Source organism: Streptomyces sp. NPDC045470 (assembly GCF_040646595.1).
Taxonomy (GTDB): domain Bacteria; phylum Actinomycetota; class Actinomycetes; order Streptomycetales; family Streptomycetaceae; genus Streptomyces.
On record NZ_JBEZAN010000011.1, the window covers coordinates 154,512 to 175,288 of the forward strand.

20 protein-coding genes and 2 pseudogenes are annotated in these 20,777 nt (G+C 71.9%); 11 read left to right on the top strand and 11 right to left on the bottom strand.

Annotated features, from left to right (window positions below):
* Nucleotides 1–36 precede the first annotated feature (36 nt).
* The gene (locus AB0A97_RS27240) at nt 37–621 is read left to right on the top strand and encodes an XRE family transcriptional regulator (protein ID WP_361154807.1); all 585 of its coding nucleotides are present in this window, start codon (nt 37–39) and stop codon (nt 619–621) included.
* On the opposite strand, the gene AB0A97_RS27245 is transcribed toward AB0A97_RS27240, so the two are convergent.
* Complete coding sequence (locus tag AB0A97_RS27245) at nt 543–1,478, bottom strand: MFS transporter (protein WP_361154808.1); 936 nt, start codon at nt 1,476–1,478, stop codon at nt 543–545. The two genes, AB0A97_RS27240 and AB0A97_RS27245, sit on opposite strands and share 79 nt — an antisense overlap.
* A 60-nt stretch (nt 1,479–1,538) precedes the next feature.
* On the bottom strand, nt 1,539–1,697 hold the full coding sequence (locus AB0A97_RS27250) for a hypothetical protein (RefSeq protein ID WP_361154809.1): 159 nt from the start codon (nt 1,695–1,697) through the stop codon (nt 1,539–1,541).
* On the opposite strand from AB0A97_RS27250, the pseudogene AB0A97_RS27255 reads away from it, so the two are divergent.
* The 3 genes and pseudogenes from AB0A97_RS27255 to AB0A97_RS27265 all read left to right on the top strand — a co-directional run.
* Nucleotides 1,683–1,832 (top strand): annotated as a pseudogene (locus AB0A97_RS27255) (TetR family transcriptional regulator); the annotation flags it as partial. The gene AB0A97_RS27250 and the pseudogene AB0A97_RS27255 overlap by 15 nt on opposite strands.
* A 172-nt stretch (nt 1,833–2,004) precedes the next feature.
* On the top strand, nt 2,005–2,340 hold the full coding sequence (locus AB0A97_RS27260) for a hypothetical protein (RefSeq protein ID WP_361154969.1): 336 nt from the start codon (nt 2,005–2,007) through the stop codon (nt 2,338–2,340).
* A 176-nt stretch (nt 2,341–2,516) separates the two neighbouring features.
* Nucleotides 2,517–2,858, top strand: coding sequence for a hypothetical protein (locus tag AB0A97_RS27265; protein ID WP_361154962.1), 342 nt, complete (start codon nt 2,517–2,519; stop codon nt 2,856–2,858).
* Nucleotides 2,859–2,942: 84 nt separating this feature from the next.
* Here the strand turns inward: AB0A97_RS27265 and AB0A97_RS27270 are convergent, their stop codons facing one another.
* The gene (locus AB0A97_RS27270) at nt 2,943–3,542 is read right to left on the bottom strand and encodes a TetR/AcrR family transcriptional regulator (protein WP_361154810.1); all 600 of its coding nucleotides are present in this window, start codon (nt 3,540–3,542) and stop codon (nt 2,943–2,945) included.
* Nucleotides 3,543–3,575: 33 nt separating this feature from the next.
* Entirely contained in the window at nt 3,576–4,367 is a 792-nt protein-coding gene (locus tag AB0A97_RS27275) for an MBL fold metallo-hydrolase (protein WP_361154812.1), read from the bottom strand.
* Between the two features lie 728 nt (nt 4,368–5,095).
* Here AB0A97_RS27275 and AB0A97_RS27280 point away from each other — a divergent pair.
* The 4 genes from AB0A97_RS27280 to AB0A97_RS27295 all read left to right on the top strand — a co-directional run bounded on the left by AB0A97_RS27280 (nt 5,096) and on the right by AB0A97_RS27295 (nt 7,758).
* The gene (locus tag AB0A97_RS27280; protein WP_361154813.1) at nt 5,096–5,935 is read left to right on the top strand and encodes an ATP-binding protein; all 840 of its coding nucleotides are present in this window, start codon (nt 5,096–5,098) and stop codon (nt 5,933–5,935) included.
* 101 nt (nt 5,936–6,036) lie between these two features.
* Nucleotides 6,037–6,459: a hypothetical protein gene (locus tag AB0A97_RS27285; RefSeq protein ID WP_361154815.1), complete on the top strand. Its 423-nt coding sequence runs from the start codon at nt 6,037–6,039 to the stop codon at nt 6,457–6,459.
* 59 nt (nt 6,460–6,518) lie between these two features.
* Nucleotides 6,519–6,941: a hypothetical protein gene (locus tag AB0A97_RS27290; RefSeq protein WP_361154816.1), complete on the top strand. Its 423-nt coding sequence runs from the start codon at nt 6,519–6,521 to the stop codon at nt 6,939–6,941.
* Nucleotides 6,942–7,506: 565 nt separating this feature from the next.
* A complete protein-coding gene (locus AB0A97_RS27295) occupies nt 7,507–7,758 on the top strand; it encodes a BBE domain-containing protein (RefSeq protein ID WP_361154817.1) in 252 nt (83 codons plus the stop codon).
* 56 nt (nt 7,759–7,814) lie between these two features.
* Here the strand turns inward: AB0A97_RS27295 and AB0A97_RS27300 are convergent, their stop codons facing one another.
* On the bottom strand, nt 7,815–8,801 hold the full coding sequence (locus tag AB0A97_RS27300; protein ID WP_361154819.1) for an NADP-dependent oxidoreductase: 987 nt from the start codon (nt 8,799–8,801) through the stop codon (nt 7,815–7,817).
* Between the two features lie 50 nt (nt 8,802–8,851).
* Here AB0A97_RS27300 and AB0A97_RS27305 point away from each other — a divergent pair, with 50 nt between their 5' ends.
* Nucleotides 8,852–9,478: a helix-turn-helix domain-containing protein gene (locus tag AB0A97_RS27305; RefSeq protein ID WP_361154820.1), complete on the top strand. Its 627-nt coding sequence runs from the start codon at nt 8,852–8,854 to the stop codon at nt 9,476–9,478.
* On the opposite strand, the pseudogene AB0A97_RS27310 reads toward AB0A97_RS27305, so the two are convergent.
* A pseudogene (locus tag AB0A97_RS27310) lies at nt 9,475–10,008 on the bottom strand (transposase); the annotation flags it as partial. The gene AB0A97_RS27305 and the pseudogene AB0A97_RS27310 sit on opposite strands and share 4 nt — an antisense overlap.
* 520 nt (nt 10,009–10,528) lie before the next feature.
* Complete coding sequence (locus AB0A97_RS27315) at nt 10,529–12,043, bottom strand: chitinase (RefSeq protein WP_361154822.1); 1,515 nt, start codon at nt 12,041–12,043, stop codon at nt 10,529–10,531.
* Nucleotides 12,044–12,355: 312 nt separating this feature from the next.
* On the opposite strand from AB0A97_RS27315, the gene AB0A97_RS27320 reads away from it, so the two are divergent.
* Entirely contained in the window at nt 12,356–12,772 is a 417-nt protein-coding gene (locus AB0A97_RS27320; RefSeq protein WP_361154823.1) for a hypothetical protein, read from the top strand.
* Between the two features lie 4 nt (nt 12,773–12,776).
* On the opposite strand, the gene AB0A97_RS27325 is transcribed toward AB0A97_RS27320, so the two are convergent.
* The 4 genes from AB0A97_RS27325 to AB0A97_RS27340 form a co-directional block, all read right to left on the bottom strand.
* Nucleotides 12,777–13,577 (bottom strand): alpha/beta fold hydrolase, encoded by an 801-nt coding sequence (locus tag AB0A97_RS27325; protein WP_361154825.1) that lies wholly within the window; start codon nt 13,575–13,577, stop codon nt 12,777–12,779.
* Nucleotides 13,574–16,933 (bottom strand): amino acid adenylation domain-containing protein, encoded by a 3,360-nt coding sequence (locus tag AB0A97_RS27330; RefSeq protein WP_361154826.1) that lies wholly within the window; start codon nt 16,931–16,933, stop codon nt 13,574–13,576. Before AB0A97_RS27330 ends, AB0A97_RS27325 begins: the two co-directional genes overlap by 4 nt.
* 67 nt (nt 16,934–17,000) lie before the next feature.
* A complete protein-coding gene (locus AB0A97_RS27335) occupies nt 17,001–18,305 on the bottom strand; it encodes an aminotransferase class III-fold pyridoxal phosphate-dependent enzyme (protein ID WP_361154827.1) in 1,305 nt (434 codons plus the stop codon).
* 136 nt (nt 18,306–18,441) lie between these two features.
* On the bottom strand, nt 18,442–19,113 hold the full coding sequence (locus tag AB0A97_RS27340) for a hypothetical protein (RefSeq protein ID WP_361154829.1): 672 nt from the start codon (nt 19,111–19,113) through the stop codon (nt 18,442–18,444).
* 962 nt (nt 19,114–20,075) lie between these two features.
* Between AB0A97_RS27340 and AB0A97_RS27345 the strand changes: the two genes are divergently transcribed.
* The gene (locus AB0A97_RS27345) at nt 20,076–20,741 is read left to right on the top strand and encodes a hypothetical protein (RefSeq protein ID WP_361154831.1); all 666 of its coding nucleotides are present in this window, start codon (nt 20,076–20,078) and stop codon (nt 20,739–20,741) included.
* The last annotated feature ends 36 nt before the right edge of the window (nt 20,742–20,777 follow it).

A 20,777-nucleotide genomic window follows, 5' to 3' on the forward strand; every position in this document is an offset into this window, starting at 1 on the left:
ACCGGCGACCGGCGACCAGCCATGGAAGGTGATCAGATGGCCGAGACGGCCGCAGCCCTGCGGACGCTCGCGCAGAACGTCAAGGCGGCCCGCTCCCGTGCGGGCCTGTCCCTGGAGGAGCTGAGCCGACGCGCCCAGGTCAGCAAGGGGGCGCTGGTGGGGCTGGAGAGAGCCCAGGGCAACCCCAATTTCTCGACCCTGGTCCGGCTGGCCGACACCCTGGGCGTCTCCGTCTCCGCCCTGATGCAGGGATCGCCCGAAGGCCGCGTACGCATCGTGGACGCCGATGCCGTGGCGCCGTTGTGGACCGGAGAGCGGGGCAGCGAAGCCCGGCTCATGCTGACGACCTCGGGTCCGGCCCCCACCGAGATCTGGCGCTGGCGGCTGGAGCCGGGTGAGGAATATCCCAGCCACCCGCACCAGGCCGGAGTCGTGGAAACCGTCAACGTCACCGCCGGCCGCATGGTCCTGGTCGTCGACGGCACCGAGCACACCGTGGAAGCCGGCCGGACCGCCACCTTCGACGGCGACAAGCCCCACACCTACCGCGGTACGGGCGACGCGACCTGCCACCTGATCATGACGGTCCACCTGCCGCCGGGACCCGCCGCGACGGGCTGACGGCTCGACCGGCGTCCGTGGCGCGCCGAAGCCGGGCGAGGACGACGCCGGGCAGGAACGAGTGGGGCGCGGTGAGGTCGGGACGTGACGGCCTTCTCGGGGGTGGGGCCGGCCACGGACGCGTGCCGGGAAGAGGGATAGCGGCGGACGGACAGGGCCATCACCACGATGGTGATCAGGCCGGCGACGCAGGCGACCACCAGGACGCCGACGCCGCCGGAGGTGTTGACCGCGCCGCCGCCGACGGTACCGGCCAGGGCGATGCCGGCGTAGAGTCCGCTGGTGTTCAGCGCCACCGCCTCGGTGGCGGCATCGCCGCCCATCTGCATGGCGCGGGCGTTCATCGGGGGGTTGTTGGCCCAGCCTGGCACCCCCCACAGCACCAACACGAGGCAGACCAGCCACACCGGTGCCGTTTCCTGCCCGATACCGCCGACCACCAGCAGCGCCAAGGCGGCCGCCGCCACCCCGCCGAACGCGGCCAGCAGCGTGCGGTCCACGCCCCACCGGTCGGTCAACCGTCCGCCCAGTACGGTGCCCACGGCGCCCGAGACACCCACGATCGCGACGAAGACGCCCACGTACCGGCCGCCTACGCCGGTGAGGTCGTGGGTGACGGAAGCCATGTAGATATAGGGCATCAGGCCGCCGCAGGCCGCGAGCATCGTGCCCAGTACGCACAGCAGCAGCGAGGGCCGCCGCAGCAGAAGCAGCCGCTCGGCCACTCCGGCCACCGGAGTCCGCGGCATGCGGGGCAGCGTCAGCGCCGCCAGCACCCGAAGGGCCATCAGTGTTCCGAAGGAAGGTGCCAGCGCCGTGGCGAAGTTGACCACCGCGAACACCGCGAGTCCGCCCACGATCAGCATTTTGCGTGGCACCCGCCCGGCGGCCACCGCGAGGGTCGGACAGGCAATCGCCTAGGTGATCGGGAACACCGTCACCAACTGGCCCGCGGTGCCCTCGCTCACCTCCAGGTCGGCGGAGACCGCCGGAAGGGTCCCGGCGATGACGAAGTCATCGGTGCCGATGACGAAGGTCGTCAACAGCAGGCCGATGCTGCCGTGATCGGCGAGCACCCGTCCGGTGTCCAACGGCCGTTGCGTGTACGCAAGAAGCTGCGCACACGTCAGGCGCTCGTCGACGCGGCGCTGGAACTGTTCACGGAACGCGGCTTCGACAGCGTCACGCTGGATACGCTGTGCGACGCCGTCGACGTCTCGAAGCGCACGTTCTTCCGCACCTTCAGCAGCAAGGAGGACGTGGCGCTGGCGCCCGTCCACGACCTGTGGGCCGTTTTCATGGAAGAGCTGGAGACCGCGGAGCCCACGGGCGGCCCGGCCTTCGAACTGCTGGGGGGGCGTGCTGCTCGCGACGCTCGGCCGCATGGGCACGGACGGCTGGGCCGAGCGCCTGCGGCTCAGTCGCCGGCTGTCGGCGCGGACACCGTCGACGGAGGCGCACCACCTTGCCTTCTGCGACCGGACCGGCGCGGCGATCGTCACCGTCATGCAGCGCGGGTTCGACATGACCATGCAGCCGGATCCGTACGGCCTGCGGCCGCGGCTGGCCGTCGACCTGCTGGCGGCGGCCTTCCGCCGGGCCCTGGAACGCTGGGTCGCCGACCCTTCGGAAACCGGCCACGAAGGGCTCGCCGACGCCCTGCGGGACGCCTGCGCGGCCGTGCCGGAAAGCCTCGTACTGCCCGCGCGTACACACTGACGCACGCCTCCCGGCCCAGCGGCCCCTCGTCGGAAGCGAGCCCCGCCGGCCCCAGAGCGCGAAAGCGGCCTCCGCAACATGTCCAGGCACTCTGGTGCCTCTCGTCGGCACGGGCTACTTTCATCTGCGATGGCCCGCACCGGGGCATCACGACCCAAGGGGGAACATTGCGCAAGATGGCTGTATCTGCCGCGAGCCTGACTCTCGCCGCGGGGGCCCTCGGGCTCACCGTGGCGCCCAGCGCCAATGCGGCGACACCCTGCCCGTCCGGAGCTGTCTGCATCCGCGAGACGAACGGCAGCATCCTGAACAAGAACATCTTCTACAGCTACGGCGCCCACAACCTGTCGAACGTCACCGGCAACCGGGTGATCGTCAACAACCAGACGGGCGGCGCCGGGTTCCAGTTCTGCTACGGGTACAACGGGACCGGTGGCTGCTCCGTCGTGATGCGCGGCGTGGGCGAGTCGGCGCCGTACAACATGACGCCGATCAACTCCGTCGTACTCGTACGCTGAGCACCACCGGAGGGCGTCCCGCCGGCTTTCCCGCCTCCCCAACCTGACGGCCGGAGAGGCGAGTTGCGGGCGGAGCGCTGGGCCTCACCCCTCGCGTGCGCTGTCGGCCGCGGCGAGTACGGCACAGACGCCGTCGCGGGCCGGGCGGGCGGCGTCCGCTCCGAGGAGTGCGGACGTCGCCATGGCCCCCTCGACCAGGATGTGGACCTGCTCGCCGACGCCGCGTGCGTGGGTGTAGTCCTCGGCGAGTCCGGTCAAGTAGTCGCGGAGCAGGCTCTTGTGTTCCTGGACGGCTTCGGCCACGAGCGGGTGACGTTCGTGGCCGGGGCCGCCGACTTCGGCCCAGGCGTTGACGAAGGCGCAGCCCCGGAACCCCGGTGCGGTGATGGTGTGCTGCATGTGGTCGAACGCCGCGAGGAGGCGGGCCCGTGAGCCGGCCGGGGCCGGGGCGGACCGCTCGACGGACCCGGCCAGGTCCGCACGCAGTCGCTGCCCGTGCGCCCGCAGGTAGGCGGCCACGAGGTGGTGCTTGGAGGGGTAGAGCTTGTACAGCCGCGCGAGCGACACCCCGGCGTGGTCCCGGACCTGGGTCATCCGCACCGCGTGGATGCCGTACTCGTAGAAGAGCTCTTCGGCAGCCTGCAGTACGCGTGTCCGCCCCTCATCGCCGTCCGCCGCCGTCAACCCCGGGCCTCCTCATGCGCTAGAACGTTGGTTCTAGTGTACGGGCGCGACCGACGGATCGAACCACTCTCCGTACGGTACGGCCAGGGGCGTGATGCCGAGTTCCCTCGCGCGCCCCTCGAAACGTTCGACCGCCCGCGGAGTCTCGATGTAGATCGGCGGCTTGTCGAGCGTGCCGTAGTGCATGGGGACCGCGATGCGGGCGCCCAGGATGTGCGCCGCGACCGCCGCCTCCTCCGGCAGCATGACGGCGTTGAAGGGGCTCGGCGGCTGGAGGTGCGGGAGCTCGACCACCGCCCCGTTGATGGGGACGAAGGCGATGTCCACCGGGCCGAACCGGCGCGCGATCGACCACCAGTGGCCGTGGAAGACGGTGTCCCCGCCGTGAAAGACGCGCAGGCCGTCGCATTCGACGACCCAGGAGAGCTGCGGATCCCCCAGCCCGTCGAGGGAGGGCCCCGCGCCGATGCGGAACGGGCCGGCGCCGCGCTCCTCCCACGGCCGCACGACCTCGGTCGCGACGCCGTGTTCACGGAACGACGCCTCCGCCCCGCAGGTCCACTTGAGGTCGTCGTCCGGTCCGGTGACCGGCTCGGGCCGGTACACGGGAGCGCCGGGAGCGAGCGCCTTGCGGATCGCCACCGGGTCGGCGTGGTCGGTGTGCAGGTGCGTCACCAGCGCCGCCACCGTCTCCCCCGGGCGGGAGGCCGCGGGGAACTTCTCGTCCGAGTACAGCGGCGAGGTGTCCTCGACGAGGTCGATGACCAGTGTCCGACCGGCGTGTTCGAGCTCGGCGCCGGCCCATCCCAGACGTCGTAATCGCACAGCGTCTCCTTCGCTCTCATGGTCAGGCAGCCGACGTCGACATGCCGGACGGGCCGCTAGAACCAGTATTCTTAGAACGGGCATTCTCACCGTAGCAGAATGGGCGTTCTAGGTTGGCCGGGTGGGGTGTTCGGCATGGGAGCGGGGGTGTCGGCGCCGGCAGGACGCCGTTGGGGGGACCGAACTACGGTCCTCCCGGGCAGACTTCGGGGCCACCACGGCGGCCCCGCTGCTCACCTGCGCGCAGCCACCGCGCCAGTCGGCCGGGGGGTTCCGGCCGGCCCGGACGGCCGGAACGGCAGACAGGTTTCCCACTTCCGGCGAATGTCCAAAAAGGACCGCCCCTCCACACTCGTACCCGACCGGACTGAACCGGCCGGTCCTGAATCACATATTCCACAGTGCGGCGCCCAGCAGGGCGCCCGTCGGCTCACGGGGGGACGCGGCGGCAGACGCGCTCTGCCGCGGCGCATCGGCAGGCGCCGCCAGGACGGCCGACGAGCACACCGGCCGCCGGTGGCCGGGCTCGTGGACCGGACCACGCGGCTGGTGCCGGGCCGGCCCGTACACGGCACGGACGGTCCGGCTGCTATCCGGGAGAGACGGGTGCTTCTGGAAGGACGGTCGCACGGGGGCAGCGCCACCTCGCGGCCCGGCAACCGTGTCGGCGACGCCTGCTCGTACGACGGGGGAGGAAGGGAAAAGTGCTGATCGGACACGCTGTTCAGATGCAGGGCACGGGCCCGGAACTGGTGGAGCGGGAGACCGTTCTCGCCACTCTGCGCCACCTCCTCGGCTCCCTGTCCCGCAGACGAGGCCATACCGTCCTGGTGACGGGGCCCACGGCGTCGGGCCGGTCCGCGCTGCTCCGGGCGTTCGCCGAGGAGGCCGCGGCAGCCGGCGCCTCGGTACTCACCTCGGCGGGCTCACCCGCCGAGAGCCGGCTGCCGTTCGAGCTGGTCAACCAGTTGCTGCCGGGGTTGCGTCCGACGGACGGCGCGGCGGAGCACCCGATGCCCGCGCAGCCGGCCGGCACTTCCGGTGCCGACGCCGCCCGCGAGGTGCACCGTTCGGTGGCGCGGCTCGCCCGGACGGCGCCGGTCGTCCTGGTCGTCGACGATGTCCAGCACGGTGACCGGGAGTCGCTCGACTGCCTGCTGTACGCCGTGCGCAGGCTGGAGCGGGCGCCGGTCATGATCGTCGTCTCCGAGCCGGAGCAGCCCGTCCCTGGTGTTCCTTCGGTCAGTTCCGCGCTGCTGCCGCACCGGCGCTGCACCCGGCTGCGCGTCGGTCCACTGTCCGTGGACGGCATCCGGACGCTGGCCACCCACCGTGTCGGCGCTGTCGAGGCGCGGCGGCTGGCCCCTCGGCTGAAGCTTTCACCGGTGGGAACCCGCTGCTGGTGCACGCCCTGCTCGACGACGGCGGCGGGTGCGGGGAAGCGGACAGAGCCGGAGCCGGGGACGAGTGCGGGGACGGGGACGGTGCTGCGGGCAGGGCCGGCACCGGGGAGACGGCCGGCCCCGGGGAGGGGTGCGCCGGCACCCGTTTCCACGACGCCGTACTGACCTGCCTGGACCGCTGCGGTCCGGGCGCGGCGGACGTCGCGCGGGCGCTCGCCCTGATCGACACACCGGCCACGGCGCAGTTGATCGGCGAGATCACCCGGATGACCCCGGAGTCCGTCGGGCAGGCCGTCACGGCCCTGCGCACGAGCGGCGTCATCGAGAATTTCCGTTTCCGGCATCCGGGGGCCCGCTCCGCCGTACTGGCTTCGGTGCCCTACGAACGGCACCGCGCGCTGCGGTTACGTGTGGCGGAACTGCTGCACCGGCGCGGCGCCCGCCCGGCCGAGGTCGCCCGGCATCTGCTGCGCTGCGGTGAGGTGGGCGCGCCCTGGGCCTGCCAGGTGCTGGAGTCCGCCGCCGAGGCGGCCATGGCCGACGACGACATCGGCCATGCGGTGAACTGCCTGCGGCACGCCCATCTGTCGGCGGTCGACACCGTCCGGCGGACGACGTCGCGGATCGAGACGGTGCAGGCCGAATGGTGCCGTGATCCCGAGCCGTCGCAGCGGCATCTGAAGACCTGATCGGCCAGGTACGGCAGGGCGGTGTCGCCGAGGAGGCACTGCCGTCACTGGTCAAGCAGATGATCTGGCACGGCATTCCGGGGATCGCGGAAGAACTGCTCGACCGGTTGCGCCTCGACACGGGCGCGGTCTGCCCGAGTGAGGCCGCCGAGCGGCAGTTCACGCACCTGTGGGCCGCCTCCGTCTACCCGTCCCTGCTGCGGACGGTGCCACAGACGCCGGTGGGCCGGCGGCGGGACAGCGGGCCGCTGCTCGGCCGGATGGACCGGCCGCTGCGGGCCGCCGGGGCCCTGCTCGACGTACTGAAGCCGGGCGGCCACGACGCGGCGGTGGCCGACGCCGACCAGTTGCTGGTGTATCCGGCCGGCCGGGAACGGGAGGTCTTCCGGGTCGCCGTCCTGGCACTGGAGACGCTGCTGTACGCGGGCCGGGCCGAGCGTGCGGCGCGGTGGAGCGAGCGGCTGCTGGACTTCCAGCGGTGACAGCCCGCCAAGGTCCTGCTCGGCCAGGCGGCCATCCCCTGGGACCGGCTGTCCGAGGCGGACTTCCGCCGACTGCTCCTGAACTACGGTGCCTGGAGCGAACAGAACAGCGCGCCGGGCTCGCCGGGCGCGGAAGTCTCCAGTGTCCTGGTGCTCAACCACCGCGCCAGCGGCCCGGTGGCACTGGTCAGCCAGATCGACGCGGAGCGGCCCGGTGCGCGCGACCGGCTGCGCGCCTTCCTCACCGCGCTGGTCGAGGGCACCGCCGTCCAAGGTGATCCGGCCGTCACCGAAGCCGTCCAGGAACTGACCTGGCTCCAGGCCAACCGGCACCTGGTCACCGTCATCGGCAACCAGCCGATCCCCTCGGTTCGTGGCGCCCCCAAGTCCGCGTACCTGCGCACCAACTACTCCGGCGTCCAGGCCGCCACGATGTACCGGCACCTGAACCGGCCCGATGTGCACCGTCCCGGCGCGATCGTGATGCTGATGCCCTTCGGCGGGCAGATCAACGCGGTGCCCCCCGGCCGCCACCGCCTCCGCGCAGCGCGACTCGGTCATCAAGATGCGGATCGAGAACTGGTGGGTGAACCCGGCGGACGACGCGTCGAACATCGGCTGGACCCGGGAGATCTTCCAGGATCTGTTCGCGGACACCGGCGGCGTGTCCGTACCGGACTCCGCCACCGACGGCTGCTACATCAACTACGCGGACGCCGACATGACCGACCCGGAGTTCAACCGCTCCGGCATCCCCTGGCCGACTCTCTACTACAAGGACAACTATCCGCGTCTGCGCAAGGCCAAGGGACGCTGAGACCCGCGCAACGTGTTCTGGCACCGGATGAGCATCGAACCTCCGGTCGCGGAGAGCTAGTGCCGCATCGGGCGATGTCCGCCCTGTTGGACGAACGTTGCCCTGGTGCGGCACTGGAGAGTGAACACGATCTTTCCCCGGGCGTGGCCGGTCTCGCTCAACTGGTGTGCCGCGGCCGCGTCCTCGATGGGGAAGGTGGCCGCGACCGGTACGGTGAAGCGGCCCTGCCCGGCGAGAGCGGCGGCCACGGCAAGTCCTTCGACCGCCTGCGGGTCCGCTCCCGGGCCCGCCGAGCGTGTCTGGTGGACTCCGTACTTCGCGGCGTTCATGTCGGCGATGGTCACCACCCGGTCCGGGCTTCCGGTGAGGTCCACCAGATCGGGCAGCGAGCCGGATCCGGCGCAGTCCAGGACGACGTCGACTCCGTCCGGTGCGAGGGCGGTGACCCGCTCGGCCAGCCCGGGGCCGTAGGCGGTCGGTGTCGCCCCCAACCCCGCGACGAACGTGTGGTTGTGCGCGCTGGCTGTACCGATGACGGTCGCGCCGCGGGCTGCCGCGAGTTGGACGGCGACCGTGCCGACCCCGCCGGCCGCGCCCTCGATCAGCAAGGTCGTGCCGGTGCCGATCTCCAGCCGGTCGAGGGCCCGCGTGGCGGTCTCGACGTTCCCGGCCGCGCCGCCGGCCTGCTCCCAGCTCAGCGCGTCCGGCTTCGGCGCCCAGGCCGCCAGGACAGCGTACTCGGCGTTCGCACCGCCGAGCTGTGCGACCTCGACGATGCCGAAGACCTCGTCGCCCGGCCGGATACCGGTCACCCCTGGGCCGACCTCGTCGACCACACCCGCGGCATCCATGCCGAGCACGTGGGGCAGGCGCAGCGGTGCCATGGCGCGGAACCGGCCCGACCGGAGGTGGCAGTCGGCGGGAGTGAGGCCCGATGCCCGCACGCCCACCCGGATGTGGCCCGGTCCCGCGTGCGGTTCCGGTACGTCGGCGACTTCCAGGACGCTTGCGGGACCGTACTCGGAGAATGTCAGTGCTCTCATGGCGTCGGACGCTAGCGGAACACCCCGTCCGTTTGGCTAAAGTGAGAGCGGTGACAAACCTTTTGCCTCACTCCCTGCGCTCCGACGCCCGGGACAACCGGGAGCGCATCCTGGCCGTGGCCCGCACGACATTCGCAGAGCAGGGGCTCGACGTGGCGATGCGCGAGATCGCGCGGCGTGCCGAGGTCGGGCCCGCGACCCTCTACCGGCACTTTCCGACCAAGGAGGCGCTGGTCACCGAGGCCTTCCGCGAGCAGATGACGGCCTGCACGGCCATCGTCGACGAGGCACTGGCAGATCCGGACCCGTGGCGCGGCTTCTGCCTGGTGATCGAGGCGGTGTGTGCAATGCAGGCACGGGACCGGGGCTTCACCGCGGCGTTCGTCTCGGCCTTCCCCCGCGCGATCGACTTCGCCGCGGACCGGGAGCGGGCACTGGACAAGGTCGCCGAACTCGCCCGCCGCGCCAAGGCGGGCGGCAAGCTGCGTCCGGACTTCGTCCTGGACGACCTGATCATGGTGCTCATGGCCAACGGCGGCATCCGGACCACCTCGCCGGCCACCGCGGTGGCCGCCGCACGACGCTTCGCCGCACTGCTGATCCAGGGCCTGCGGGCCGAGCCGGCCATCCCGCCGCTGCCCCCGCCGGTCCGGCTGCCGTTGGCGGTGGTGACTTAGAAGGCGGAGGTGAACGTCCGTCCGTCACGCAGCAGCGCCCGGAGCACACTCGCTCGTCGTCGGGCCAGGGCGATGACGGCCTGGACGTGCTTGCAGTCGTCGCTGCGCTTTTTGCGTAGAAGTCCCGGTTCGGTCCGTCGCGGATGATGCCGGTCCGTGCGGACATGTAGAACACCCGTCGCAGGCGGTGGCTGTAGCGCTTGGGCCGGTGGAGGTTGCCGGTGCGGCGGCCGGAGTCACGCGGGACGGGCACCAGCCCCGCCGCCGAGGCCAGATGGCCGGCGTCCACGTAGGCCGACAGGTCCCCGGCCGCGACGAGGAACTCAGCGCCGAGTATCGGCCCCATGCCGGGCGGGGACTCGATAGTTTCCGCCTGCGGATGGCTGCGGAACGTCTCGCGGATCTGCCTGTCGAGCCGCTTCAGCCCGGTCGTCCAGGGCCAGGATCTGTGTGGCCAGGTCGGCGACGACCTGCGCGGCAACGTCCTCACCAGGCAGCGCGGTCTGCTGGGCCCGGGCCGCATCCAGCGCGGTCGCAGCGGCCGGTCTCACGGATCTGTAACGACCTGCATACCTTGCGGCTGTCCGGTGTGCTGGACCGGATCGCGGGCATGGTGGTCGGCATCCCGACCGAGGTCACGCCCCACGACGGCGGCGGCGGGCGCGCAACTCTACGCGACGTGGTGCTCGATGTTCTGGGGCAGCGTGACGGTCCTCGCCCAGGTCGACTTCGGCCACACCTCGCCGAACCTGCCACTGCCTGTCGGCGTCCGCGCACACGTGGACGCCGACAACCGGACGCTGTCGCAGGTCCGGAGGGCTGCGCCCGTCGTGTTCCGCTTCTCCGAGCGGCCTGCCTGTCATGCCCGTTGCTCCGGCTTGCCCGATCGTCCTGACCGCCGCCGAGTGTTCGAGTGAGCGGGGGCTTGTGGCCACGAGACCGGCCTGCGTCCGCTCCGTCCCCGGATGCCGGGGAGCCGGGCGGCCAGGCGGCCAGGGACGGAGATTCGCGCGAAGCCGGGCAGCGGCAAGACGGTCAGCAGCGAATCGGTCAGCAGGAGCCGAGGTTCTGCCAGACGCCCCACTCGCCGGTGGTGCCGGGCTCTTCGCCCGTCGTCCACCACTTGGCCTTCCAGGTGTGCCCGCGGTGCGCGACCTGCTGGCCGGTGGTGTAGACCGTTCCAGGGGCCCAGGGTGCGGCCGTGCACTGGCCGCCGGCGACGGTCAGGGCGTATGTCGCCGTGCGGCTGCCGGAAGGGCCGGTTCCGGTGACGGTGATGCGGTGGGTGCCGGACGGCGTGGCGGCGGTCGTGGCGAGGGTCAGGGTGGAGGAGCCGCCCGCCGTGACGGAATCGGGGCTGAGCGAGGCGGTGACGCCCGCGGGGGCGCCGCCGACCTTCAGGTCCACCTTCTGGGCCGCGCCCGCGGTCACCGCGGTGCGCACCGTGGTGGTGGCCGTGCCACCGGCGGCCACCGATCCGGAGACGGGTGCCGCGGTCACCGCGAAGTCGTTCTGCGGGGTGCCGGAGCCGCTGGTGAAGGGCGCGAAGATCCGGGTGAAGTCCCAGGTCTGCTGCTCGATGCCGGAGCAGTTGTCCGCGGCCGGGCCGCCGGGGCAGCTTCCGTTGTCGCGTTGCAGGGCCCAGAAGGACAGCGTGTTGATCTTCTTGGCCTTGGCCCAGTCGTAGACCTGCCGGGCGTTGGCCAGGGTGAAGGTCTCGGCCGGGCCGAAGTCGTCGGCGCCGGGCATCTCGGTGACGCCGATCATGCCCCAGAGCTGGGCGTCGCTCTTGTCCGGGTAGAGGCGCGCGAGCTGGTCGCGCAGGCCCTGGGCGGCGGTCTCGGTGTCGCGTGCCATGTCGTGGGCGGCGTTGTCGTAGTAGTCGAACGTCATCAGGTCGACCACGTCGACCCGGGCGCCGTTCTGCACCGCGTTCTTCAGCAGGGCGACGGCGTTGGCCGCCGGGCCGCGGGTGGTCGTCGGCAGGGTGTAGGAGATCTCCAGCTTCCGGCCGTTGGCCGCCGCCCAGTCCTGTAGGAGTCTGATCGCCTTGTTGCGCCGGTCGATGCCCGCCGCGTTGTCGAGCGCGTCGACTTCGATGTCCATGTCGAGCCGGCTGACGTCGTAGGCCGTGACGGCCTTCTGGTAGGCGGCGGTGATCTGCTGGACGTCGGTGCAACTGTCGGCGATCTCGGTGCCGGTGGTGTCGGCGGTGTACCCGCCGAAGGAGGGGATGGCGTCACCGCCCCTGGCCCGCAGGGTCTTGATGTCGTCGCCGAAGGTGGCCGGGGAGATCGGCATGCTGGTGCTGCCGTTCCACAGGGGCGTGCAGGAACCCTTGGCGGCCGTCTGGATGAACGCCATCGTCAGGTGCTTGGCACCCGACTCGGCGGACATCGCGGCGGGGCTCTGGCCGGTCCAGGATTCGAAGTAGGGGGCGAAGACCTGGGCCGGGAGGGGGGTGGCCGCCGCCGCGGTGCCGGTGCCGGTTCCGGCGAAGCCGAGCGCGGTGGCGGCGGTGACCGCGGCGACGAGGGCCACGCGTAAGGGGTGCTTGCGTCTCATGTCTGTTCCGTCCAGCCGATGAGGGGTGTCCAGCTCGTCCCGTGCGTGCGGTACAGGGACGGGGAAGAAAGTCCCCCCAAGAGCAGGAACATGTCAATGGTCTGGACCAAACGAGGACTGGACCAATTGGGGCGAGGGGGCATCGGCGCGCCCCCGGGAACGTCTGTTCTTCCGCACCCGGAGGCCCCATAGTGGGGCTGGTCCGGTGCGCTCCCGCCGAAGGCGGGCGGCCGGGGCCCGGACCGGCATTCCGCGAATCCGTCGGGCGGCGGAGCGAACGCCCGTCGCCTCCGTGCACGGCGAGGAGTGATCATGACCGGTGCGGACGAACCCGGTACGGCTCGGCGTGAGTTGTTCGCGCTGCTGGAGAACGTGGACACGGTCGACGAGTTCTTCGGCCGGCTCGCCGACGACGTGCGGTGGAGGCTGTTCGGCAAACACCCGCTGGCCGGGTCCTACCGGGGACGGGAGGAATTCGTCCCCGCCACGATCGGCAAGGTGCGGCCGCTGTTCGACGGTGGACTGTGCTTCCGTATCCGGGGGCTGTACGGCGGCGGGGCGGTGACCGTGGTCGAGATGGACGGGGTCGCCACGGCGAAGGACGGAGTCCCCTACGACCCGTTCTACGTCTGGGTGTGCCGCTTCGAGGGCGAGACCATCGTCGAGGTGAACGCGTACATCGACTCCGCGGCGGTCAACGACATCCTGGAGCGGCTGTCTCCCGGATGACCCGTCAGCGGCGCACCGCCCCGGCGATCAGGCGCACGGTGTCGTGGGGCCGGGTGAAACAGACGAAGTGATCGCCGGGCACCGTGGCCAGGGTGACGTCGTCCACCGCGTAGTCCTGCCATGCCGCGGCGGCCGCCGCGTCGAGGTCCGGGTCCTGGGCGGCGCGGATCACGGTGACGGGCCAGGGGACCCGCCAGGCGGGGCCGGGACGGTAGCCGGCGAGCATGCGCAGGTCGGCTGACAGGGTCTTGGCCGCCAGGTCGTCGTACTGCTCGTCGTGCTGCTCATTGTCCGGACCGGCCCCGGTCTCCGTCCCGGTCCGGTGCTCGTACCCGTGCATCCGGTGCGGCACGCTGTCGGTGTCCGCCGGAGCCGCGGCGACCCGGTGAGGCGGCGGGCTGCCGGAGACGAAGAGGCGGTCCGGCACCGTGACACCGAGGTGGTCGAGCCGACGGCAGGTCTCGTAGGCGAGCAGGGCTCCCATGCTGTGGCCGAACACGAGGTACGGGCGGTCCGCCAGCCACTGCGCCGCGATGGCGACCTGCCGTGCCGTACGGGTGAGGTCGGTGGCGGGCGGTTCGCCGACCCGGTCCTCGTGGCCGGGGTACTGGACCGCCCACAGGTCGCACTCGGGTGGCAGAAGGCCCCGCCAAGGACGGAAGGCGCTGGCACCGCCCGCGGCGTGGGGGAAGCACAGGAGCCGGACGGAGGGCTCACCCGCTCCGCGGGGCGGCGTGGTGAGGTTCCTGAGCCACTGCCCCGCCGGGCCCGGCGCGCGGGTGCCGTCGGGGTGCGTGCCGGTCATCCGCCCGCCGTCCCGTCGTCCGATGCCGACCGCCCCGGCCGCCCCGGCTGCCCCGGCTGCCCCGGCTGCCCCGGCTGCCCCGGCTGCGACGGTCCGCGTATCAGCTCCGCCATCGCGGCCACGGTGGAGGCTTCCAGGAGCGTACGCAAAGGAACGCGCCGGCCGAAGCGGGCGCGGAGGGCGGAGGCGAGCCGCATGGCGCGCAGGCTGTCGCCGCCCAGGTCGACGAAGCGCTGGTGCCGGGAGGACACCTCACGGCCGAGGACGGCCGACCACTCCTCCGCGACGGCCTGTTCACCCGCGCCGCTCGGGGGCTCGTCGGGTACGGGGGCAGGTTCCGGGGCGCCCCAGGCGGCGAGGCGTCCTCGGTCCACCTTGCCGTTGCCGCCGAGCGGGAGTTCGTCCAGCAGCAGGTAGTGCTCGGGCCGGGCGTAGGAGGGCAGCCGGGTGCGGGCGTGCTCCCGTACGGACGCCTGGTCGAGGGTGTCGGCGAGGGGCAGGAGGTAGGCGATCAGCCGGCGGGCCGGGCCCTGTCCGGTGACGACGGCGACGGCGCGGGCGACCTGGTGGTGGGAGGCGAGGGCGGCCTCGATCTCGCCGAGTTCGACGCGATAGCCGTTGATCTTCACTTGGTGGTCGGTGCGGCCCAGGAATTCCAGAACGGCTCCCGGCCGGTAGCGCCCCAGGTCCCCGGTGCGGTACCAGCGGGCCCCGGCGTGGTGGACGAAGCGCCGGGCGGTCTGTTCGGGGGCGGCCCGGTAGCCGCGGGCGACTCCCACGCCGCCGATCCACAGTTCACCGGTCACCCAGTCCGGGCAGTCGCGCCCCTGGCCGTCCACGACACGGTAGCGCTGGTTGCCCAGCGGGCGCCCGTACGGCAGGGAGGGCCAGCCGTCCTCGGCACCGTCCGTCTCGAAGTAGTTGGAGTAGACGCTGCCTTCGGTGGCGCCCCCGCAGGCGACGAAGCGGCAGCCGGGCACCAGGGCACGCAGCCGCGCGGGCAGGTCGGTGCCGATCCAGTCCCCGCCGGTGAGCACCAGCCGCAGCGTGTCCGGCGGCGGGCCGTCCTCCGCGGCGGTGATCAGCGCGTCCAGCAGGACCGGCACCGAGTCCCAGACCGTGACGCGGTGGTCGCGGACCAGGCGCAGCCACGCCTGTGGGTCGCGGGCCTCCCCGGGGGCGGGTACGACGACGGCTCCGCCGGCCGTCAGCGGCCCGAAGATCTCGTAGACGGAGAGGTCGAAGTCGAGTGCGGAGATGGCGATGCCGCGGTCGTGGGGGCCGACGGACCAACGGTGGTTGATGTCGTCGACGGTGTTGACCGCCGAACGGTGGGTGATCTCGACGCCCTTGGGGCGGCCGGTGGAGCCGGAGGTGAAGACGATGTAGGCGAGAGCGGAGACGCCGGTGGTCACGGGGCGGCGCAACGGTGCCGTCGCATGAGCCTCCTGCCAGGTCAACTGATCGACAGGGGGCGACTGGCCGACGGAGGGCCGCGGATCGACGGGAAGTCGCGGCCCGACGGGCTGCCGCGGGTCGACGGACCGCTGCGGATCGACGGACCGCTGCGGATCGACGGACTGCTGTGGGCCGACGGACTGCCGCGGGCCGGACGGCGGCGAGCCCGGCGCGTCGGTGATCTCCTTGCGCACACCGGCGATACGGAGGATGTCGGTACGGCGCTGCTCGGGCTGATCGGTGCCGACGGGCACGTAGCAGCCTCCCGCGGCGAGGACGGCGAGCGCCGCGCGGATCTGGTCGGGCACGCTCTTCAGGGAGACGGCGACCGGCTCACCGGGGTCGAGGCCGCGGTGCCGCAGCAGGGCGGCCATGCGCAGCGCGTCGTCGGCGAGGGCGCCACGGGTGACGGTGCCCTCGGCGCAGAGCAGCGCGGGGCGTCCGGGGTCGGCGGCGGCGAGTTCGAAGAAGCGCTGGTGCAGCAGGTGGCCGCTCTCCGCCCGGTAGGTGGCGTTGGCCAGGTTGCGGGTCTGCTGCTGGGCGGCCGGCAGGTGGGCCGGGGGCGGCTGGTTCCAGTCCTGGTCGCACAGGGCGGTCAGCAGGTCGCCGCCCAGCTCGGTCATGGCTGCCGGGAGTTCGTCGGGGAAGAGTTCCTCGGCCAGGTCCCAGGCGAGGCAGACTCCGCCGAAGTGTTTGACGGCCAGACAGTCCAGCCAGACCTGAGGGGTCTGGGTGATCATCCAGACGGGCGGGCCGAAGCAGCGCTCGAAGCACGCCGGAATCAGGTCCACGTCCAGCAGGTTGGTGTAGACGGCTCCGGTGGGCGGGAGCCCTTCACCGCGTGCGCGGGCCAGTTCCCTGAGCCCGGCCGGCCCGGCGGCGAACTGCGGCCGACGGGCCGTACGCCGTTCCTGGTCGACGGTGTGCACCAGTTCCCGGAGCGTGGCTGCCCCGGAGATGTCGATACTGGCCGGACGCAGGCGGGTGAAGTCGCCGACCACGGGCGCGGTACCGGAGCGGGACGCCGGGGACGGGAACTCCGGCAGCGTGATGATGAAGTCGTCGTTGGTACTGAAGCGGCCCAGGGTGTGTACGAAGGCAGCCAGGAGTACGGAGTCGGGTTCGAGGCCCTCGGCGCGCGCTCTGGCGCTCATCCGCCGCCATCTCGGGGCCGGGACGGTCAGCACCCGCCGGCTGAAGCGCGCGCCGGACACCGTCTCCGGGTCGGCGGTCAGGGGCAGTGCGGGGGGAGCCAGGCTGCGCCCGTCCAGCCGCTGCCGCCAGGCGCCCAGGTCCACGTCCGGCGGGGCGTGGGCCTCATGGCGCTGCCGGGCGGAGACGTCGTAGCGCGGCGCCGGCGGGGCGGCTCCGCGGTAGAGGCGCGCGAGGTCGGTCAGCAGGGTGCCGATACTGGGCGGGTCGACGGCCAGCAGGTCCACGTCGACGTGCAGGCGGCTGTCCGTGCCGGACAGCAATGTCAGCCGCACGTCGAGCACCTGTCCCCGGGCCACGTCCAGCCGCTGGTCCGACATCTGTTCACGGACGGCGGCCACTGCCCGTGCCTGCTCCTCGGCGTCCGAGGCGGTGAGGTCCCGGACCAGGAGACGGGCGGTGGGGACGCCGAGCAGGGTGGCGGTCTCGTCGTCGCCGGGGAAGGCGGTACGCAACGGCGGGTGCCGGTCCTGGAGGCGGGTGACGGCGTCCCGCAGCCGTGCCGGGTCCACCGCCGTACCGTCGAACTCGAAGTACATGTGGCAGGCCACACCGCCCAGCGGTGCGGTGTCCTCGCGGCCGAGGCGGTAGGCGGACTGGACGGGGGTCAGCGGGACCTTCCGGACCGTCCCCGGACCGTGCTCCTCCCTTCCCCGCGGCGCGCTGCTCCTGTTGCCGGTTGCCATCGGTGGCCTTCTCCCTCCGTGCTGCTCGCTCGCGTAGCGGGGTGGGTGTACCGGGGCCGTGCCGGGGTCAGCCGCGGGCTTCCCGGGTCGCGGCCGTGATGATCTGCGTGGCCTGTACCGCCTGCTCGTCCGAGATGGTCAGCGGCGGCGAGATGCGCAGGCAGTTGCCGAAGCTGCCGCCCACACCGACCAGCAGCGCCAGCACGCGGCACTCTTCTTGAACCTTCGCGGCCATCTCCGGGGCCGGTTCGAGCGTGCCGGGGCGGGTGTACTCCACGGCCAGCAGCAGGCCCTGGCCGCGTACCTCGCACACCCATGGTTCGTCCGCCAGGGACTTGCGCAGGCCGTCCAGCAGCAGAGCGCCCACCTGTCCGGCGCGTGCGGGCAGGTCGTAGGTGTCGATGTGGTCGAGCGTGGCCAGGGCGGCGGTCAGCGACAGCGGGTTGCCGCCGAAGGAGGATATGGAGGGGGCGGTGAGAGCGGACATGATGGCGCGGCGGCCCACCAGCCCTCCCATGGCGAAGCCGTTGCCGACGCCCTTGGCGAAGACCAGCACATCGGGGGCGACATCGTGCCACTGGTGGCCCCAGTACCGGCCCGTGCGTCCCCATCCGGTCTGGACCTCGTCGATGATCAGCGGGATGTCGTACCGCCGCAGCACCTCCTGGTAGGCGGCCAGTTGGCCGGGGGCCGACGGGACGGCGCCCGCGATGCCCTGCACCGGTTCGGCGATCATGGCCGCCGTGCGTTCGGGGGTGCAGGTCGCGATGGTCTCCTCCAGGTCCCTGGCGCACGCCCGGACGTAGTCCTCGTCCCCGAGGCCCGCCAGGGCGCCGTGGCGGCGCTCGCCCCCGTGCGCGTACGCGACCCGCAGCGGGGACAGGCCCCGGCCCTGCCAGGACCGGTCACCGGTCACGGCGAGGGAGCCGAAGGACCGGCCGTGGTAGCCGTAGCGCAGCGCGATGACCTGGTGGCTGCCGCGGTACTGGGTCGTCAGCAGCAGCGCGGTCTCCACGGCCTCGGTTCCCGAGGAGGTGAAGAACACCACGGGGTCGGGGATGCCGGACGCGTCGGCGATGCGCTCCGCCAGTTCCACCTGTTCGCGGATCAGGTAGAAGGTCGAGGTGTGCACGACGCCGGTGCGCAGCCTCTCCCGCACCGCCTCCTCGATGCCGGGGACGCCATAGCCCACGGTGTTGGTCGCGATGCCGGAGTAGAACTCCATGTACGTCTTGTCACGGGAGTCGGTGACGATGCAGCCGTCCCCGCGCACGATCTCCAGGGGCTCTTCGTAGAAGAGCGGCAGCCACGGGGGCATGATCTTCTTGTGGCGGCTGAGCAGGCTCCCGTCCCGGGCGCCGTCGTGTGTCACGGTCTCCTCCACTGGCTCTGTTCCGCGACGTGGTCCGCGCGCCGCGGCACTGGTCGCGGGCAGGGGACGTGGCACCCCGGCTGGAGCGGCCGTCCCCTGCTCTCGGCGGGCCTGGCGGCGCCGAAACGCCCTGCGGCTACTGGAGCTTGGCCAGGCTCGGCCACTCGTCCAGCGACCCGGGACCGCGGACGACGGTGTCCTCGTGCGGCTCACCGCCGGTGATGCGGATGCGGACGTAGCGGTCGCCCGAGAGCATCCAGAACTGACTGTGCTGGTCGGGTACCGGCACCACCGCGTCGATACGGTCGAAGCCCGCCAGACTCGGCCAGTCCTCGAACGTGCCCGGCCCACGCACCACCGAGTCCTCGTGCGGCTCGCCGTCGGCCAGCCGGACGCGGACGTAGCGGTTGCCGGAGAGGAACCAGAACTGGCCGTACTGGTCGGGGACCGGCACCACCGCGTCGATACGGTCGAAGCCCGCCAGGCTCGGCCACTCGTCCAGCGACCCGGGACCGCGGACGACGGTGTCCTCGTGCGGCTCACCGTCGGCGATGCGGATGCGGACGTAACGGTCACCGGACAGGAACCAGAACTGACTGTGCTGGTCCGGCACCGGCACCACCGCGTCGATACGGTCGAAGCCCGCCAGACTCGGCCAGTCCTCGAACGTGCCCGGCCCACGCACCACCGAGTCCTCGTGCGGCTCGCCGCCGGCGAGGTGGATCCGCACGTACTTGTTGCCGTACAGCAGCCAGAACTGACCGTGCTGGTCCGGGACCGGGACCACCGCGTCGATGCGGACGGACATGAGGGTCTCCTTTCTGAGAGGGGTGCACCCGTACTTCGGTCTCCACCCGCGGGCGACGAACGGCACAGGTCGCGGCAGCGCCGCGGAGGATGTCCGCCGGGCGTGCGCCACGTCGGTGAGCAGACGTCTCCCGATTCACCCGGCGCGGGCACTGTTGCCGGCGCACCGGGCGACGGCGTCGGCAGGAAGTAAGGCACGGTCGGCCGTGTGCCGCGGCGTTGTGCGCCACGCCGGGGTACGGCACGCGGATTCTTGGCGCCCCTGTCGCCGCTGCCCGAAGACCGCGGACGGTGCGAGCGATCCGGAGGAGTGGGAAGAGGAGACTCCGGCTCTGTTCCGCCATCATCTTCAGCCGTTCCGGCAGTTGTCCAGGCAGGGCGGAGGGTGTTCCATGCGATGTGTTTTTCACACACCTGAAACCTGGCCAATCCCTGCCGCCCCCTCAGGGAGAACCCTTTCCCCTCGGCACCCGGCGGGCTCAGTTCTTCGCCCGTATGCCGACCGCTGCACGGAGAACCTTTCAACTGCCATACACCGGCGGCAGTTACCACGGAGCAGAATTGGCCGACATTCTGCCCCGGCCGTTTCGCCCGGCGGCGCCGCAGATCACTTTCGCCGCCCGACGCGCACGTCCGGTACCGGATCGGAGCGCCGACTCGTTTTCGGCATCAGCAACCTCGTGCCCCACAGCGAACGAAAGACGGGGAATTTCCTGCGCCCGGAAAAACTCTCCGTGCCCGCTGTGGCGTCTTTTTGCGGACAAGAGGAAGCCGCACGTGGTGTTCAAGGTTTTCGGGGGTACGCCACCCTTGTCCCCGGACAGAACGAAGGGGCATGACTCCGGCGTCCGACTTTTCTTCGGCGCCGGCGGCCGTCACCCTCACAAACGTTTCCGATCTTCGCGCGCCGCGAACCGCACGGCGCGAAAAAACATCCGATGTCACGAAGGGAAATTACCGGCCATGGTCGATTCGTCCTCCGTCACGTCCCGGCACCTCGTCGACGAACTCACCGCACGACGCGAGAAGGAACCGGTGGGCAACGCCCTGCTCGACGCCGCCGCCGACGGACGCCTGTCCGTCGACGCGTTGCGCCGCCTGGTCAGCACGGAAGCCCAGTGCCACCTGGCCGAACTCGGCGCCTACGGGACGGTGCTGTCCCGGTTCCCGCGCCGCCCGGCGGCGGACCTGAGCATCCGGCTCGCCCGGCTGGTCCACGACGCCCAGCCCAAGCTCCAGCAGTGCGCGCAGGCGCTCGGCCTCGACGACCTGCACGGCAGCGACCGGCCGACGGAGCGCGCCGCCTACACGTTCAACGGCACCCTGAGCTGGCTGGCGGCACAGGGCAGTCAGGCCGCGTTCGCGCTGGCCTCCGCCACCGACCTGCGGGTGTACTTCTCGGGCTGCGCCGAACTCGTCCGGCACATCAGGCGGTCCGGCTTCGAGGCCCCGCAGTCCTTCCTCACCTACTACGAGGACGAGACGCCGCAGGAGCTGGAACAACTGGCCCTGGACGTGGTGCAGGACGGGCTCGACCGGGGCGACGACCCGCGCGACGCCGTGTTCTGCGCCCGGCTGCTGGAGGAGTCCATCGGCGACTTCTGGCGCGCCGCCGCCGGGCCCGCCTGAGGGACCTGCCACCGGAACCCCACCCGAGACCGAGGA

Coding starts and splice junctions, on each gene's coding strand:
- AB0A97_RS27240 (WP_361154807.1), top strand. CDS start 37: ATGGCCGAGACGGCCGCAGCCCTGCGGACGCTCGCGCAGAACGTCAAG.
- AB0A97_RS27260 (WP_361154969.1), top strand. CDS start 2,005: ATGGGCACGGACGGCTGGGCCGAGCGCCTGCGGCTCAGTCGCCGGCTG.
- AB0A97_RS27265 (WP_361154962.1), top strand. CDS start 2,517: ATGGCTGTATCTGCCGCGAGCCTGACTCTCGCCGCGGGGGCCCTCGGG.
- AB0A97_RS27280 (WP_361154813.1), top strand. CDS start 5,096: ATGCAGGGCACGGGCCCGGAACTGGTGGAGCGGGAGACCGTTCTCGCC.
- AB0A97_RS27285 (WP_361154815.1), top strand. CDS start 6,037: ATGACCCCGGAGTCCGTCGGGCAGGCCGTCACGGCCCTGCGCACGAGC.
- AB0A97_RS27290 (WP_361154816.1), top strand. CDS start 6,519: ATGATCTGGCACGGCATTCCGGGGATCGCGGAAGAACTGCTCGACCGG.
- AB0A97_RS27295 (WP_361154817.1), top strand. CDS start 7,507: ATGCGGATCGAGAACTGGTGGGTGAACCCGGCGGACGACGCGTCGAAC.
- AB0A97_RS27300 (WP_361154819.1), bottom strand. CDS start 8,801: ATGAGAGCACTGACATTCTCCGAGTACGGTCCCGCAAGCGTCCTGGAA.
- AB0A97_RS27315 (WP_361154822.1), bottom strand. CDS start 12,043: ATGAGACGCAAGCACCCCTTACGCGTGGCCCTCGTCGCCGCGGTCACC.
- AB0A97_RS27320 (WP_361154823.1), top strand. CDS start 12,356: ATGACCGGTGCGGACGAACCCGGTACGGCTCGGCGTGAGTTGTTCGCG.
- AB0A97_RS27325 (WP_361154825.1), bottom strand. CDS start 13,577: ATGACCGGCACGCACCCCGACGGCACCCGCGCGCCGGGCCCGGCGGGG.
- AB0A97_RS27330 (WP_361154826.1), bottom strand. CDS start 16,933: ATGGCAACCGGCAACAGGAGCAGCGCGCCGCGGGGAAGGGAGGAGCAC.
- AB0A97_RS27340 (WP_361154829.1), bottom strand. CDS start 19,113: ATGTCCGTCCGCATCGACGCGGTGGTCCCGGTCCCGGACCAGCACGGT.
- AB0A97_RS27345 (WP_361154831.1), top strand. CDS start 20,076: ATGGTCGATTCGTCCTCCGTCACGTCCCGGCACCTCGTCGACGAACTC.